14 protein-coding genes and 1 riboswitch are annotated in these 16,758 nt (G+C 44.6%); of the genes, 4 read left to right on the plus strand and 10 right to left on the minus strand.

Translation table 11 applies throughout. From position 1 onward, the window contains the following. The first annotated feature begins 76 nt into the window (after nucleotides 1-76). Nucleotides 77-176: riboswitch (purine riboswitch) on the plus strand. Nucleotides 177-219: 43 nt separating this feature from the next. Beyond that, the gene (locus VP97_RS04975; RefSeq protein ID WP_050180589.1) at nucleotides 220-1,557 is read left to right on the plus strand and encodes a 5'-deoxyadenosine deaminase; all 1,338 of its coding nucleotides are present in this window, start codon (nucleotides 220-222) and stop codon (nucleotides 1,555-1,557) included. A 37-nt stretch (nucleotides 1,558-1,594) separates the two neighbouring features. On the opposite strand, the gene VP97_RS04980 is transcribed toward VP97_RS04975, so the two are convergent. Together VP97_RS04980 and VP97_RS04985 are read right to left on the minus strand one after the other, a co-directional pair. Beyond that, nucleotides 1,595-1,804, minus strand: coding sequence for a hypothetical protein (locus VP97_RS04980; RefSeq protein ID WP_050180590.1), 210 nt, complete (start codon nucleotides 1,802-1,804; stop codon nucleotides 1,595-1,597). Nucleotides 1,805-2,027: 223 nt separating this feature from the next. Next, entirely contained in the window at nucleotides 2,028-3,692 is a 1,665-nt protein-coding gene (locus VP97_RS04985; RefSeq protein WP_050180591.1) for a glycoside hydrolase family 13 protein, read from the minus strand. A gap of 355 nt (nucleotides 3,693-4,047) precedes the next feature. On the opposite strand from VP97_RS04985, the gene VP97_RS04990 reads away from it, so the two are divergent. Beyond that, a complete protein-coding gene (locus VP97_RS04990; protein ID WP_050180592.1) occupies nucleotides 4,048-5,694 on the plus strand; it encodes a PTS transporter subunit IIBC in 1,647 nt (548 codons plus the stop codon). 3 nt (nucleotides 5,695-5,697) lie between these two features. After that, nucleotides 5,698-6,465 carry an endonuclease/exonuclease/phosphatase family protein gene (locus VP97_RS04995; RefSeq protein ID WP_050180593.1) on the plus strand — a complete coding sequence of 256 codons (768 nt, stop codon included), beginning with the start codon at nucleotides 5,698-5,700 and terminating at the stop codon, nucleotides 6,463-6,465. A 603-nt stretch (nucleotides 6,466-7,068) separates the two neighbouring features. On the opposite strand, the gene VP97_RS05005 is transcribed toward VP97_RS04995, so the two are convergent. From VP97_RS05005 to VP97_RS05030, 6 genes are read right to left on the minus strand one after another with little or no spacing between them, the layout of a single operon-like run. Continuing rightward, a complete protein-coding gene (locus VP97_RS05005) occupies nucleotides 7,069-7,689 on the minus strand; it encodes an SGNH/GDSL hydrolase family protein (protein WP_050180595.1) in 621 nt (206 codons plus the stop codon). A 2-nt stretch (nucleotides 7,690-7,691) separates the two neighbouring features. Beyond that, on the minus strand, nucleotides 7,692-8,666 hold the full coding sequence (locus tag VP97_RS05010) for a Gfo/Idh/MocA family protein (RefSeq protein WP_245629840.1): 975 nt from the start codon (nucleotides 8,664-8,666) through the stop codon (nucleotides 7,692-7,694). Continuing rightward, entirely contained in the window at nucleotides 8,663-9,511 is an 849-nt protein-coding gene (locus VP97_RS05015; RefSeq protein ID WP_050180596.1) for a glycoside hydrolase family 43 protein, read from the minus strand. The genes VP97_RS05010 and VP97_RS05015 overlap by 4 nt, the downstream gene beginning before the upstream one ends. A gap of 14 nt (nucleotides 9,512-9,525) precedes the next feature. Next, the gene (locus VP97_RS05020; RefSeq protein ID WP_050180597.1) at nucleotides 9,526-10,425 is read right to left on the minus strand and encodes a glycoside hydrolase family protein; all 900 of its coding nucleotides are present in this window, start codon (nucleotides 10,423-10,425) and stop codon (nucleotides 9,526-9,528) included. Between the two features lie 53 nt (nucleotides 10,426-10,478). Then, entirely contained in the window at nucleotides 10,479-12,260 is a 1,782-nt protein-coding gene (locus VP97_RS05025) for an ABC transporter ATP-binding protein (RefSeq protein WP_050180598.1), read from the minus strand. Beyond that, entirely contained in the window at nucleotides 12,261-14,012 is a 1,752-nt protein-coding gene (locus tag VP97_RS05030; protein WP_050180599.1) for an ABC transporter ATP-binding protein, read from the minus strand. 438 nt (nucleotides 14,013-14,450) lie between these two features. Here VP97_RS05030 and VP97_RS05035 point away from each other — a divergent pair, with 438 nt between their 5' ends. Continuing rightward, the gene (locus VP97_RS05035) at nucleotides 14,451-15,218 is read left to right on the plus strand and encodes a helix-turn-helix domain-containing protein (RefSeq protein WP_050180600.1); all 768 of its coding nucleotides are present in this window, start codon (nucleotides 14,451-14,453) and stop codon (nucleotides 15,216-15,218) included. A gap of 149 nt (nucleotides 15,219-15,367) precedes the next feature. Here the strand turns inward: VP97_RS05035 and VP97_RS23715 are convergent, their stop codons facing one another. After that, nucleotides 15,368-15,520, minus strand: coding sequence for a hypothetical protein (locus tag VP97_RS23715; RefSeq protein WP_156153418.1), 153 nt, complete (start codon nucleotides 15,518-15,520; stop codon nucleotides 15,368-15,370). A 379-nt stretch (nucleotides 15,521-15,899) separates the two neighbouring features. Next, a partial coding sequence (locus VP97_RS24185; protein ID WP_216594917.1) for a hypothetical protein occupies nucleotides 15,900-16,758 on the minus strand: 859 nt, incomplete at its 5' end.

The following is a 16,758-nucleotide window of genomic DNA, read 5'->3' on the forward strand; positions in this document are numbered from 1 at the left end:
ACCACGCTTTTGATAAGAAAACAGAATTTATGTAAGGTTTTCTTCCATTCAAGTTGAAGAGGAGCCTGCTTCCTTTTATGCTAAGGGTATCTTTTTTCGTATATCCCCGGCAATACGGGCTGGGGGTCTCTACTTGGAACCGTAAATTCCAGGCTACGAAAAGATCAGCAACAGGGCTGGTTTTTTCGTGGCTTTTTTTATTGACTGGGAGGGATAGGAATGGAAAGTTTGCTGATTAAACATGCACAAATCGTTACCATGAATACACAGGAGGATATTATAACTGGGGATATTTTTATCCGAGATGGCCGCATCGAAGCAATTGGAACAGCTTTAAACCAATCGCTGGCAGATCGCGTGATTGATGCTTCCAGACGAACAGTTATTCCTGGCTTTGTCCAAACGCATGTTCATTTATGCCAAACACTTTTTCGCGGAAAAGGCGATGACCTTGAACTAATGGACTGGCTGAAAAAGCGGATCTGGCCGCTTGAGGCTTCCCATGATGAAGAATCTGTTTATTATTCAGCGATGCTTGGCATTGGAGAGCTTCTGCAAAGCGGTACCACAACGATTGTAGACATGGAAACCGTTCATCATACCGATTCGGCTTTTCGCGCGATTGCCAAAAGCGGTATTCGCGCCCTCTCCGGGAAAGTTATGATGGATAAAGGGAGTGAGGTTCCGCTTGCCCTGCAGGAAAAAACAGCCGCATCCATTCAGGAAAGTGTGGATCTGCTGGAAAAATGGCATATGTACGACAGCGGCCGAATCCAATATGCTTTTTCGCCGCGATTTGTTGTTTCCTGTACGGAAGAATTGTTAAAGGAAGTGCAGAAGCTGTCTGCCCATTACAACGTTCATGTGCATACCCATGCTTCCGAAAACAAGGGAGAAATCGCTATTGTTGAGCAGGAAACCGGCATGCGTAATGTTGTTTATCTTGATCATCTCGGTCTTGCAAATGAACGGCTTATTTTGGCACACTGCATCTGGCTTAACAAAGAAGAAAAACGGATTATTCGGGAGCGCGGTGTACATGTCAGCCATTGTCCAGGCTCTAATTTAAAGCTTGCATCCGGTATTGCTGATGTTCCTGAAATGCTCGAAGTCGGCTCCTCGGTCAGTCTTGGGGCGGACGGTGCTCCGTGTAACAATAATTTGGATATGTTCAACGAAATGCGCCTCGCCGCACTGATTCAAAAGCCCCTTCACGGCCCGACCAGCATGAATGCCCGCACCGTTTTTCGCATGGCCACGATCGGCGGCGCCCGGGCTGTTGGAATGAGCCATGAAATCGGCAGCCTCGAAGTCGGCAAAAAAGCCGATTTGGCCATTTTAAATTTAAACCATTTCCACACCTTCCCCTCCTATGATGTTGATCCGATTTCGCGGATTGTTTATTCGGCGACTCGGGCAGATGTGGAAACCACCATTGTGGATGGCAAAGTGGTAATGGAAAACGGAATGATGAAAACGATCGACGAGCCGCATGTGTTAAAGCAAGCAGATGCCTCAATTAAACGTCTGCTGAGTCGAACGACTATTGCTAATTGAGTGCACAGAAAAAGGCCTGGTTCCTGGAACAGGCCTTTTACTCACGGATATCCGCCCGAGCTGACTGCAGGGGATTCCCAAAAGAGCGAAGGGTTATTTTTAAAATCACAAATGAGATAAGACTGGTACCGAATACCGGTACAAGACCTGGCACTTTTACATAAAGCCAGCCCAGTCCTCCGAGAGCCAAAATCAGTCCAAACGACTGCAGCGGCTTTCCCCCTGCCATAATCAGTGAATATTTCAAGCAACCCCATAATGGATAAGGAGGGAAAACGCATACGATGAACGCTATTTTATGAGATTGTTTAAGGCAGTACGAAAAGCTAACACCTTCTGAATACCGAAAAGCCTACCACCGCATTCAGCTCAACAAAGAATAAAACAGCTGAAATCACCTCTTTTGTTTTTTTCAGCCTGGAACAAGCAAAACCGGCTCAAACATTTTCGTTTGAAGCCGGTTTTCGATTCTATATGCGGTATACCCGTGTTTCATACGGATGTAAAACCAATTCATCAGATGTGCCTTCTTCCGGCACATTGTAATTGTGCAGCATCAATTGTGCAGCATCATAAAGAATGCCTTCCTGCTTCGGAACCGGCACCGGCTGATCCGACAAGTTAGCAAGCACCACGACCCGGTCACTTCCAAGCGTGCGCGTATATGCGAACATGCGCTCACTATCTTCCATTATCTCCTCGTAAGTACCGTACGTAAATATATCATGGGCTTTCTTCATTCGAATCATCCGCTTGTAAAAGTTTAAAATAGAGCCTTCGTCCTGCTGCTGCGCTTGGACATTGATGCTTTTGAAGTTTTCATTCAGCTTAATCCATGGCGTTCCTTCTGTAAAGCCAGCGTTTTTCTCCGCTGACCATTGCATCGGCGTACGCGAATTGTCGCGGCTTGAATTCCAAATAATCTTCATCATTTCATCATGATGAATCCCCGCTGCCGTCCCGAGTCTGTACATATTTTTGGTGCGGACATCATTGTAATCTTCAATGCTTTCGTATTTTACATTGGTCATGCCAATTTCCTGGCCCTGGTAAATAAAAGGCGTTCCCTGCATTAAAAAGTACACCGCCGCAAAAGCCGTGGCGCTTTCACACCAGTATTCCCGGTCGTTGCCCCATGTAGAAACAACGCGCGCTTTATCATGATTTTCAATAAACAGCGCATTCCAGCCTTTGTTTTCGAGCGCTTTTTGCCACTTTGTCATCACTTTTTTGTATCCCGGAATATCCAACCCTGTTTCTTTTTCGGCATTCCACAGCTCAAGGTGTTCAAACTGAAAAATCATATTGAACTTTCCTTTTTCTTCACCGACCCATTCATCGACGTCTTCCGCTGTTACACCGTTTGCTTCACCGACTGTCATAATGTCATACTTGGTAAATGTTTCAGCTTTTAACTCTTCAAGAAACGGCTGAATGCCTTCTACATTCATGTGGTAATCATACGAAGGAACATATTTCAGCTCTTTTGGGTTTGGCAGGTCCGGCAGCCCTTCTTTTTTCTTAATATGACTGATCGCATCAACCCGAAAGCCGTCAATCCCTTTGTCAAGCCACCAGTTAACCGTTTCATAAAGCGCCTGGCGCACTTCGGTGTTTTCCCAGTTTAAGTCCGGCTGTTTTTTTGAAAACAAGTGTAGGAAAAACTGGTCTGTAATCTGGTCATATTCCCAGGCTGAGTCTCCGAAAATACTTTCCCAGTTATTCGGCTCTCCTCCGCTTTTGCCGTCGCGCCAAATGTACCAGTCGCGTTTTGGATTATCCTTGGAAGAACGCGATTCAATAAACCACGGATGTTCGTCACTTGTATGGTTAATCACCAGATCAAGAATGAGCTTCATCCCCCGTTCATGAATTGCTTTCAAAAGCTCGTCAAAATCAGCCATCGTTCCAAATTCATTCATAATTTCTTTGTAATTGCTAATGTCGTATCCGTTATCATCATTCGGTGATTCAAACATCGGACAGATCCAGATCACATCAATGCCGAGATCTTTTAAGTAATCCAGCCTGGAGATCACTCCTTTAATATCTCCGATACCATCTCCATTTGAATCCATAAAGCTGCGCGGATAAATCTGATAGGCGACTGCTTCTTTCCACCATACTTTGTTCATGCGACGACCCCCGTATCCTCTAATGTGCTTCTTACGTGTATTTTAGCATGGAAGGCGAAAACATGTGAGGGCGTCCCTATTTCCCTCACTCCTTCTTTTTTTGCTTTCCGTGCTTTTTGCTGTTTGATAAGCCCTAGTATAAAACAGACAAAACATCAATGCAATCGTTTCCATAAAAACAAATGAACATTTTTGATTCATTTATTTCTTTTTGATAAAAACAAGTGAGAATTGGGGACCAATACAAACTTTTTAAAATTATTCTTGCCAAATGAAAGCGTATTTATTAGAATGAAATCCATGCAAACGTTTTCGCTATATTCACTATTAAACTTACTCAAGAGGAGAATAGGCTATGAAAAAGTTAACGTCTTTTGATTTTTGGCAAAAGCTTGGAAAAGCACTGCTTGTTGTGGTAGCGGTCATGCCGGCGGCTGGGATTATGATCTCGGTTGGTAAGCTGATCGCCATGATGAGCGGCGATATTAGCTTCGTACAAACAACGGCTCATGTAATGGAAGATATCGGATGGGCCATCATTGGCAATTTACATATTTTATTTGCCGTTGCCATCGGCGGATCCTGGGCCAAGGAACGGGCAGGCGGTGCATTTGCAGCCCTGCTAGCGTTTGTGTTGATTAACCGGGTGACCGGCGCTTTATTTGGTTTAAACAGTGCTATGATCAGTGACCCAAAAGCGTCTGTTTCATCGTTTTTTGGCAGCGAACTAATTGTAAGCGATTATTTTACTTCCGTACTCGGTGCTCCGGCACTTAACATGGGTGTATTTATTGGTATCATTTCCGGTTTTGTCGGAGCCGTGATTTTTAATAAGTATTATAATTTCAGCAAGCTGCCGGCTTCGCTTGCTTTCTTTAACGGTAAACGTTTTGTGCCTTTTGTTGTCATTGCCTGGTCGGTTGTTATTGCCATTTTGCTCGCAGCCCTCTGGCCGTTTATTCAAGGTGCCTTGAATGAGTTCGGAAAATGGATTGCCACCTCAAAGGATACGGCGCCGATCATTGCTCCGTTTATATTCGGTACACTTGAACGTCTTCTTCTGCCTTTTGGCCTGCATCATATGCTGACTGTGCCAATTAACTATACATCACTTGGCGGCACGTATACGATGCTGACAGGCTCTTCGGCTGGTCAGGTCGTAGCCGGACAAGATCCGCTCTGGCTTGCCTGGGCGGCTGACTTAAACAATTTAAAAGCAGCAGGCGATATGACGGCGTATCAAGCATTGCTGAACGAGGTAACGCCGGCACGCTTTAAAGTGGGCCAAATGATTATTTCTACTGCCTCCCTTGTCGGTATAGCGCTGGCCATGTATAAAAATGTAGATAAAGACAAACGCGCTAAATACAAACCGATGTTTTTATCTGCCGGACTTGCCGTTTTTTTAACCGGTGTAACTGAACCGATTGAGTTTATGTTTATGTTTGCGGCTCCTCTTTTATATGTGGTATATGCGATTTTAACCGGCTTGAGCTTTGCGGCGGCTGACCTGATTAACCTTCGTCTTCATTCATTCGGGCTGATTGAATTTTTAACACGCATGCCAATGGCGGCGAAAGCAGGATTAACGCGTGATATTTTAAACTTTGTTGTCACATGCGCTGTGTTTTTCGCCTTGAACTTTACGGTTGCGAACTTCCTGATCAAAAAGTTTAACTTCCCAACTCCAGGTCGTGCCGGTAATTATACAGATGATGAAGACACAAACGCACCAATAAAAAACAGCACACCAGCCGCAGAAGGAACTGCCGCAGCGGCTATTATCCGGCTGCTTGGCGGCACCGACAATATCGAGGATGTAGATGCCTGTATGACCCGGCTGCGCGTAACCGTGAAAGATGTAGAAAAGGTATCGGACGAAGCAGAATGGAAAAAAACCGGCGCGCTCGGGTTAATTTTAAAGGATAAAGGGGTACAGGCCATTTACGGCCCGAAAGCAGATGTGATTAAATCCGATGTTCAGGATTATTTAGGAGTGTAGGAGATGAAACTGCTAACCTTAAACTGCCATTCCTGGCAGGAACAGAATCCTTTTGAAAAACTAACAGAGCTTGCGGAGACAATTGCCGAAAAATCATACGATGTGGTGGCGCTCCAGGAGGTAAGCCAGTCTCAGGAAGCCGGGCATGCGAATTATGCAGAGCTGCTTGTTCAAAAGCTTCATATGCTTGGTGCAACGGATTATACTTTCGTTTGGGATATATGCCACTTCGGCTATAACATTTATGAAGAGGGTGTTGCTATCGTCACGAAGCACCCTGTAAAAAGCCACAGTTCTTTTTTTATTACAGACCATCATGATATACACAACTGGAAAACACGTAAAATTGTCAAAGCATCCATTGATATCAATGGCCAGCCCGTTTCTTTTTTCTCCTGCCATCTTGGCTGGTGGCATGATGAGGAAGAGCCTGCAAAAAAACAGCTGGATCGCCTGCTGCGTAACGTCTCGCCTAATGAACTGGCATTTTTAATGGGTGACTTTAACGGTGACGCTTCCGTGAGAAACGAAAACTATGATTATCTTTTGTCTGCTGGATTTCAAGACACTTATATCCTTGCTTCCCAGAAGGACGAAGGCTATACCGTCAAAGGAAAAATTGATGGCTGGGATGGAAACAAAAAGGATTTGCGAATTGATTACATTTTCGTGAATCAACCGGTCCTCGTTGCATCATCCTCGGTGATTTTCAACGGTCTCAACAAACCGATTGTATCTGATCACTTCGGTGTTGAAGTAGTGATCCCTTAAAAGGCGCTCTCCTAAGGGGAGAACGCCTTTCATATTGTTAAAACAGGATGTTGTCCAGCTGCATTATTCCTAGAATCCGACTGTTTATGAATATTTTTGGTCTAGCTTGTTCCCCTGTATGTGATCGTTCTTAGCCGAAGCATAGAAAGAGCGGCATTCGCGGGCCTCCGCTTTCCAAGGGGCAGGCGGTGAGCTCGTCCCTTAGGAGTCTACGCTCCGCGCCTGCCGCTCTTGTGGGAAGAGAAAAAGCCAGTGAAACCCAGTATGTTTTTCTTTCTTTGCTAGAAAGAATAGAAAAACTCTTTCAACCTTATTGTTTCAGAAATATAACGGGCGGAGGGGTGGCGGCGGAGACTCCCGCGGGACGAGCGGACAGGATGAAACAGATAGCGCGAAGCGATGGCTGGTTCATCGTTCGCACCGCAGAAAATCGCAGCCGCCAGTCTGCAGACCACTGACGCTGCTTTTCAAAAGGGGGAGGCTTTCGGGCAAGCTAAAAAAGAAACACATCATATAAACTTTTTGGAAAACGAAATATCTTCTTGACGACTCTATTTTTCAACACTGTGAAAAAGCGCTCTCCTAAAAAGGAGAGCGCCTTTTTTATGCCTGCTTTTCACGCACGGCTCTCAGCCATGTTTGTGCCATCAGCGTGTTTCCGACTGAATTCATATGAACACCATCTGTGGTCAGCTTATGCTCACCGCCTGCACGTAAATATTCGATAAAGGCTTGATGCTCGGGCACAAGCACAGCGTTGTATTCGTCCGCGAGTTTTCGGACAATCTCCACATATGGCTTAAGTAGCTCATTGCCTTTTGATTCCGGATCTTCATCAATGATTGTCGGCTCCATTAGAACAAGCTGAATGCCTTTAGACTGTTCCAGCAAGCTTCGGTATACTTCTTCAAATTTCCCGGGTAATACTTGATCCATCTCTTTTGAATCAAGCTGCCTCCATACATCATTGATCCCTATCGAGACAGACAGCACAGTCGGCTGTTCATTTAATACATCCTGCTCCCAACGCTCAGCCAAATCAGTTACACGATTGCCGCCAATCCCTTTGTTGATGATAACCGGTGCATCTGCAGGCGCTTCGCAAATCAGCTGATCGCGAATCATCCTGACGTATCCGTCTCCCAGCTCTTCAGGTTCTGCCCGTCGTCCGCAGTCTGTAATGCTGTCTCCAATAAATACTACGCGTTCTTCCTTTGTTAACATGTTTATTCCTCTCCTAACCGCACTGGCTTTTTTTGTTGAATAGATTTTCCAATTGCATTTGCAGTCTGCTGCGTATACCAGGCATCCTCATAGCAAGATAAAATATGGGACGTATCGCCCGTACGAACACCATGCAAAAAAGCTTCATTTTCCCGTACATATGGATCTACTTTATCCTTTTGTTTCGTTTCACCGTCCGTTGTGCATATTGCGAGGCCGCTCCCGTCCAACCCGGCTATTCCACCGCTGTAAAAAAAGCGAAGACCTATTTCGGAAACGCCATCCGGCAGCATACATGTATTGGAAAGTTGAACGATTACGCCACTTTTCATTTTCAGCATGGCGCTGCCCACGTCTGCTGCTGTCACATGGTCATATGCTGCAGCCATTAACCGGTCCGTTTCCATCGCATACACTTCCTCTACTTCTCCAAGCGTATAGCGGACGAGGTCCATTAAATGAGTTGTCTGCTCAACAAACTGGCCTCCTGACCGGTTCCGGTCGCGCCACCAATCCACAAGCGGCATCGAACCCATCCAACTGCCAACGGCCATGCCGACAGTATGTACAGAAAGTGCTTCCTTTAATAAACGAACCGTGTCACGATAACGAAAATGATAGCCAACGGATGTAATGAGGTTTTTTTCATTCAGTAACGCTTTAATGTTTGAAGCGGTACACAAATCAACAGCCAGCGATTTTTCCACAAAAAATGGAATATCACGAGCGATCAATTGCTCTTCCAGCCGTCCGTGCGCAAACGGCGGTACACAAATATAAACAGCATCCAACTGTTTATCATCGAGCATTTCTATTACATTGTCATAACCCTTTATCGTGCCAAACTGTCTGGCAAAGGCTTCGGCTTTTTCTACACTTGTCCCGCATACAGCCTGCAGTGAGACATCTTTCATTCCGGTAAGAATAGTCGCATGCTTTCGGCTGAATCCACCTGTTCCAATCATGCCAATCTTCACTGATCCAGCTCCTTTACCTTTAGAAAAATGGCTCTCTCATTGGGAGATTTGTTCGGCGTATGAATAGCGAGCCGTCTCTCGCCTGCAAAATCCCGGAACAGCATTCCGTGTCCGCCATCTTCATCAAGAAGCGGCTTTTCCTCATGAACCCACGGTCCTTCTACCGCGCCCGAGACGGATTTGGCTACACCAACTGCATAGCCTTTTTCACTATGGCTTGACCAGATCATTTCAAGTCCGCCATTTTCAATTTCATACAAAAACGGACCGTCTGTCACATAATTGGTTTCCCGTACCGGCTTTGTCCAGGGTGCCTGTGAGGCAGTAAACAATAAAATCGGCTCACCGGATGCGGCCTGTAAATCCATAGATAATGGCATGGCGTACATTTCTCCATCCTCTATTTGAAGCCATTCACGGCAGAATACCATCCAGGGCACTTCATTTTTATCGACAAACAATGTTCCATCCAAGCATTCCCATCCTTCTGGTGTAATGGGACCATCCGTTAGCGGTTTAAACGGACCGAGCGCGGACTCCGCTTTTAAAACCTGTGTGCCCCGACACCGATCTTCTGATTTGAACGTGGCCAGCATATAATAGGAGCCCTGCCATTCGAACACTTCCGGAGCCCAAAAGTGTTGATTCGCCCAAAAATCAGGCTGTGGACGGAAGGCTTCAAACGGACCTTCCCATTGCTGTAAATTTCCGCTTTTATATACTTGAAAACCAGAAGCAGGGCCTGTCCATACATTTTCATCTGTCGTTCCGTAAAGATAATAGGTTTTTGTTTGGTGATCAGCCAAAACAAATGGATCCCGAATACGAATATCACTCGTTTTCATGCCCTTTTCTCCTCCTATAAACAAAATGAAAATGAAGCATTCCGATCGCAGATGAGTACTCCGTCGGTTATTGACAGTTTGGCTGCTTGCAAGGATGACCTTTTAGACTGAGGATTAAAGCTGCGGTCTGGATGTGTGAAATAAAAAATGTAGGCTTCATCACCGTTTACATGCACATGCGCATGCAGGCCAATCGATCCGTCATCCTCTCGCGTGCCCGGTTCTTCTAGAATTTTTCCGTTTCGCTGCCAGTCCTTTGCATTTTCTGACTGGTAAACTGCAAGACCAGACCATTCATCAATAATCATCCAATACGCATTTCGCCAAAAAAACACGTTTGCGCCTTCATGAGGCTGATGGGTTAAAACAGGGCCTGCCGACTTCCAATCGTATAAATCATGACTGTCAGCTGCGTATGTAGCAGAACCAGCGGCTTCATCTTTGTACCACATGCGCCACCTGCCGTCTGGCATTAAATGAATGCACGCATCAATTACATAATCAGAGCTTAGCTCCAGTACAGATTGAAACTTCCAGTCCCAAAGATTTCGGCTTGTGTAATGGACGATATGCCTTTTGTGCCCTTTCCACTCAGATGGGACACCTTGAATGTAGCTCACATACATATGATACAAGCCATCATGCCAGAGAATTTCCGGTGCCCAAAATGTGTTGCGCCCATGTTCAAACTCCAGTCCTTGAAGAATTCCCCGGTATGTCCATGTTTCCCCTCCATCAATTGATGAGGCGACACCAAGATCTGTACCATGTACCCAGGCAACACCTGTACCTTCTGCTGTAGCACGCCGGTTTGTATAAACAACCCACCATTCTTCCTTTTCCCGGTTCCAAACAAGTACCGGATCCGCAGCGCCATCATAAATAGGATCTCGAAAAAGCGGTGCTTTTGGCATTCAGTTCTACTCCTTTAAAAGGGCCCGGCATGTACCGGGCCCGCACTTTTTGGTTATCCAACCTGCAAAGCACGGCGCTGTGACAAATATAGCTTTGAATACGCGCCGCCTTTTTTCATTAGTTCATCATGGGTTCCCTGTTCAATAATTCGTCCTCCATCAATAAAGAAAATGCGTGTAGCATTTTGAATAGTGGATAGACGGTGCGCAATAATAAAAGATGTCCGCCCCTCAAGCAGTTGCTCGAGCCCCTTTTGAAGAGCTATTTCTGTTTCTGTATCAATACTTGAGGTTGCTTCATCTAGAATTAAGATTTTCGGATCTGCCAAAAGCGCCCGTGCAAAGGAAATCAATTGGCGCTGTCCGGAAGAAAGGCGCGTACCGCGCTCGTTTACCTCTGTTTCGTATCCACCCTCCATTTCACTAATAAAGCTGTGCGCTTGAACAGCTTTTGAAGCCGCAATCACTTCCTCATCAGTGGCATCGAGTCGTCCATACCGGATATTATCCATGATTGAGCCGGAAAAAATAAATGGATCCTGCAGCATGACGCCCATCTGGCTGCGCAGCGAGGAAAGCGTAACGGTTTTAATATCCGTTCCGTCCACTTTCACACTTCCGCTCTTCGTATCATAAAACCGGCTGATCAAATTGACGATGGTCGTTTTTCCAGAACCCGTCGCGCCAACGAGCGCAATCGTATCTCCAGGCTTTACAGTGAAATTAACGTGCTCAAGAATATTTTTTTCCCCTTCGTACCCAAACACAACATTATCGAATTTCACCTCACCACGCACGATCGGCAGTATTCCAGCATTTGGCGCGTTTTGAATAGTCGGCTCTTCATCAATCGTTTCAAAAATACGCTCCAAATAAGCCATTGCATTAATAATCGCATTATAAAAATTGCCGATATTTGCAAGAGGCTGCCAGAACATCCAGATGTAGCCGACAAATGCGACTAGCTCCCCGGCTGTGACACTTCCGTTTAGCCAGAAAATCCCGGTCACGTAAACAAACGAGACCGTGATAACCGAAATATTTTCAATAACCGGCCATAAAAGAAATTGGATTTTCACGCCTTTCATCCAGGCAGACCGGTAGCTGTTGGATACCTCCTGGAAAATTTGCTCGTTTTCTTCTTCCCTGGCAAATGCCTGCGTTACCTTGATCCCGTTCAGACTCTCATGAATATACGCGTTCATATTAGACTGCTTGTTACTGAGCTGCTGCCACGCTTTACGCTGAGCGGTTTTAATAAAAAAGATAAACCCAATTAAAAACGGGAAGCCAGCCATAGCGGCCAGTGTCATTTTCACATCAATGGCCAGCATAAAGCCGATAATGACGAGTACGCTGAATAAATCTGTAATGACGTTAATAATCCCATTTGACAGCAGGTCACTGAGCGAGTTGACATAGTTGACAACACGGACTAAAATTTTGCCGTGCGGACGGCTGTCGTAATAAGAAAATGACAGTGTCTGCAAATGAGAAAACAGGTCTTTCCGTAATTGTAAAATAACGCTTTGCCCAATTTGGGACATCATCCGAATCCGATATTTTAAACAAAGGCCTGTAACCGTAATAGCCGCCAAATAAAACCCGGCAAGCAGCACAAGTCCGCCTGTATCTCCATTTGGGATTTTATCGTCGATGGCCGTTTTGATTAAGTACGGACCAGTCAACGTTGCCCCGCTCGCCAATAGCATAAGAAACACTGTGAAAATAATTTTTGATTTAAACGGCCGCAGGTAGCCGACCATTCGTTTTAACTGATTCCAGTCAAATGTCGATTCCAGCTCTTCATCCACATCAAATTTATTACGTGCCATTTACATCACTTCCTCGCCAAATTGGCGGCTGTCAAAGTCACCAAATTGATTTTTGAATACATTAAAGTAACGGCCTTTTCTTTTTAATAAGTCTTCATGGCGGCCGCGCTCTACAATCCGTCCATTCTCTAAAACCAAAATGAGATCTGCTTCTTTTACAGAGGAAATACGGTGCGCAATAATAAAGCACGTTTTATCCTGTAAAATGGACCGCAGCGTTTTTTGAATGCGCATTTCGGTTTCTAAATCAACAGCGGACGTTGTATCGTCTAAAATCAAAATGGGCGCATCTAAAAGAAGTGCTCTCGCCAGGGAAATCCGCTGGCGCTGTCCACCTGACAAACCGACACCGCGCTCACCGATAATGGTATCGTACCCTTCTGGAAGCTTCGAAATAAACGCGTGGGCTTCTGCTTTTTCTGCGGCCTTTTTCACCTGCTCCATTGTCGCATCAGGCATGCCGTAAGCAATATTTCCTTCAATTGTATCCGAGAATAAGAAAATGTCCTGCATGACCATAGCGGTGTGTCGGCGCAGCGATCGAACATCCCATTCTTTCACATTTGCTCCTTCCACCTTCACTTGGCCGCTGTCCGCATCGTAAAAGCGGCAAAGCAGATTGACGATCGTCGATTTCCCTGCACCTGTCGGACCGACAATCGCGACTGTCTGGCCCGGTTTCACGCCAAATGTAATATTGGATAAAACCGGTTCATCTTCATAGCGGAACGTCACATCCTGAAACTGAACAGACAATTCGCTGACAGATGGGGCCTTTTTTGATAACGTGTTGGCAATACCCGGCTGCTCATTGAGCAAATCTTCAATCTTTTCAGCAGATGCGATAAACCTCTGAACATCATTAATCAGCCAGCCGGCCATCCTCATTGGATTATTCAGCGCCCAAATCAGTGAGTTAAAAACGACAAGCTCGCCAATCGTCAGCGATCCTTGAATAACCATAAATCCTCCAGCTGAAATCATGACGACAAGCAGCACCCCTGCCAGTGAATCCAGTACAGGCAGATACTTTTCCCACACACGGGCTGATTGAATGTTTTTTTCTTTAAACGCTTTGTTTTCAGTTGAAAACTTACTAATCTCGTGTTCTTCTTTTGCAAAGGCCTTGACGACCCGGTTGCCGCTAATGTTTTCCTGTACAACAGAGTTTAATCGCGCAAACTGCGCCCGTATTTCAGAAAATGTCGGTCGTACCTCACTGCTCATCCGATATGCAAAAAAAGCAATGGCTGGTGTTACGGCGATCATCGCCAGTGTCAGCGGTGCATGAATCGTAAACATAAAAATAATAGCAAACAATAGTACACACGCATTTTCCACAATCATATACGTTGTCCAGGCGGTAAAATGGCGAACGGCTTCCATGTCACCAGTCATCCGTGCCATAATGTCACCTGTCTTTGTCCGATCGTAAAAGCGAAAATCCAGCTCGTTCAGCCGGGCGTATAACTGCTCCCGCAGCGTGAAAATCACCCGTTGAGAAACACGCTCAAACAGGAGTTGGAAACTGTAGCGGATAATCGTTTTAACAAGCGTAACCGCTATCATAAAGCCAAGCAGTGTCCGGAGCAGCTCCATATTCCGTCCATACACCACATCATCAACAATACGTCCGGAGAAATACGGATTGAGCATATTCAGCCCGGCTACAAGAAGCACGAGTGAAAAGCCTAAAAAGAGGCCGGATTTGTACTCCCTCATATACGTCCAAATCCATCTTAAACTATGCACGTTTCATTCCCTACTTTCCGTTTATTTTCATCATGGCGCAATTATGGTGACAATCGATCTTTGATGAAAACAAGGACCCCTTCCCGTACAGTTAAATTGAAATACGTTCATTTTATTCTTTCGAGCGTCATGTATCCATTCTTTTTACTTAAAATGAAAAAATTCTCTGTTTATTGAACAAGTTTCATCATAACGTGAGAAAAAGGGCATAGGCATGCCCTTTTTCTTTTGCTGATGAATATTAAAAAGATAAAACAGCTGCCATTCCCTTTCTGCTCAGACCCCTCCTTCTGTTTACTCAATCTTTATCCAAAGTCCACTACAGCTCGATAAATTTGACTCTATCATATAACAGAGATTTCAAAATAAACATCAATGATATAATGAAAACATAAACGATTTTGCGATTAAATGAAAAAAGAAGGCGGTTTCATTTTTATGAAAATTTATGTATGCGGGTATGCTTACCATACTCAGCGATTGTACGGCCAGCATAAGCCCGGCTTCTGTGAATATGTATTCCGGCTGCAGACAGAAGGTACCTGCGAAGCAAAAGTGAATGGACATATGTATACAATTAAACAAGGCGATTTGCTTATGATCCATCCGGATGACCATTACGAATTATTCATTAAAGAAAATCAAGAAAGCGGGGATTACTATTTGGTTGGTAACGGCAGCTGGCTTGCCAAATGGTGGGAGCGTTCCCCAAAGCCGGTCTGGTCCCATATCGGTGTTGATGAAAACTTAATTTCCCTCTGGCGCAGCATTATTATAGAAGAACGGCGCCCTGCTTCGAGTAAAAGTGAGGAGCTTTCTCTCTCACTTGTTCAATCTTTATGTTTTTATATCGAGCGGGCTGTCCGTGAAACAAGCATCGAGTTAACGCGGCCATATGCCGTTACACGTATGATGCGCTACATTGAAGAGCACGCGCTTGGTGCATTTAAAGTAGCGGACGTTGCCCTCCACGCCGGTTTAAGTGTGTCGCGTTCTATACAGCTTTTTAAAAGCAGCACCGGCAAAACAATGCTGGAATATGCCCATGAAATCAGGTTGTCTTCCGCTATTAACCGTATGACCTATACAACGATGACGCTTGAACATATTGCAGAAGAATGCGGCTTCGGCTCTTATCCTTATTTTCATAAAGTCTTTAAAAAGAAATATGGAACAGCACCGGGTGTGTGGCGTACCAAGTTTTAGAAAACTGCTTTTAACTGCTCTTGTTTTCCTACAATAAAAAATGGCTCAGTCCCCATTCGAGCGTTTTTATTAAATAAAAACACTCGAACGGGGACTTTTTTACATATCCATTATTCGGAATATAATGGATATAGAAAATCGATGTCTTTTTACAATTTGCCTTTGAATGTAACTGGCACAAGCGTTTTAATTTGTTGAATATTTAATTGGATTTGCTTCTCTCTCACTTTCAGCAGCTCTATACATTTTGCTGCTTTTTTGAGCATCTGGCCGCTTATACTTTCACGTCCTTGAATATTCAATATAATGAAAGAACCTTTTCATTTCACAAGATAGTCTTCAAAAGCAGTTGGAGGCGTATAAAGGGATGGATCAGATCTTTCAAGAGCTTAAACCCATATGGGCGGGGCACCGCTCACGATGTGGAAAATATCTTTTATGCCAGAAAGCAGTACAATACCTGATGCCAGTTCGATTAAAGCTCCTATTGAAGTCGGGATGGCTTCATTTATACCAAAAGACCTCTATAGCATAATAATAATGACAACAAAAAAGGGGACTACCATTAAAAGGAAATCCAAAACGGTCATTCGTTTTCGTCGCCTTCTTCTTTTGAAAAGCTTCTTTCATATAGAGGAATTCATTTTCTTTTTCTTTGAGGCGGTCAAAAAAAGCGGCAGGTTATTTTTTCATCATTTTCCGTTCCATCCTTTTTTCCCGCAATGCCTTATACTTTTTCTCAGCCTGCTTCATGAGAGAATAGTATTGGCGTTCAAGCTGTTTTTCTATTTCTTCGCTTGTCATAACGGGCAGCCATACTTCTTGTTTTTCTTCTGCCATGATTTCCAAGGGAGGTGGCGTACATGACTCCTCTATAATCGAATCGGCAGGTTTTCCTTTTTCTGCTTTGATTGCTTTTGTGCTTTTTCTTTTTTGATTTTTTTGGCTTTGTGTATCATGAAAAGGATCTTCCAGAGAATTTTGAAGAATGTTTTCTCTCGTTCTAACAGCAAGGATATCTGTTGTCACCTTTTCCCCTGTTATGACTTCTTTGTCTGAATCACTGGCAGTCATTTGACGCTTTATCGTATATTTGGCTTTTTTTATTTGTTTTAAGGGATCATTTCTCTGTTTTTCCAATTCTGCTTTTGCATTGTCTCTTGGGGATCCGCTTTCTGTTATTTCATTTTGTGCTTCTACCTGAAGGAGATGCTCCTTTGCTTCCGACTCCTCCTGCTCTTCTCTGTCTTCAAGAGGTGCTTCGCTTTCTGTTATTTCATTTTGTGCTTCTGCCTGAAGAAGATGCTCTTTTTCTTCCGGCTCCTTCAATTCTTCCCTGTCTTCCGCGGATGCTTCACTTTCTCCTATTTCATTTTGTGCTTCTGCCTGAAGGAGATGCTCTTTTTTCTCCGGCTCATCCAGTTCTTCCCTGTCTTCCGCAGATGCTTCACTTTCTTCTATTTCATTTTGTGCTTCTGCCTGAAGGAGATGCTCTTTTTCTTCCGGCTCATCCAGTTCTTCCCTGTCTTCCGCAGATGCT

It is taken from the genome of Domibacillus robiginosus (assembly GCF_000966195.1).
GTDB classification, from domain to species: Bacteria; Bacillota; Bacilli; order Bacillales; family Domibacillaceae; genus Domibacillus; species Domibacillus robiginosus.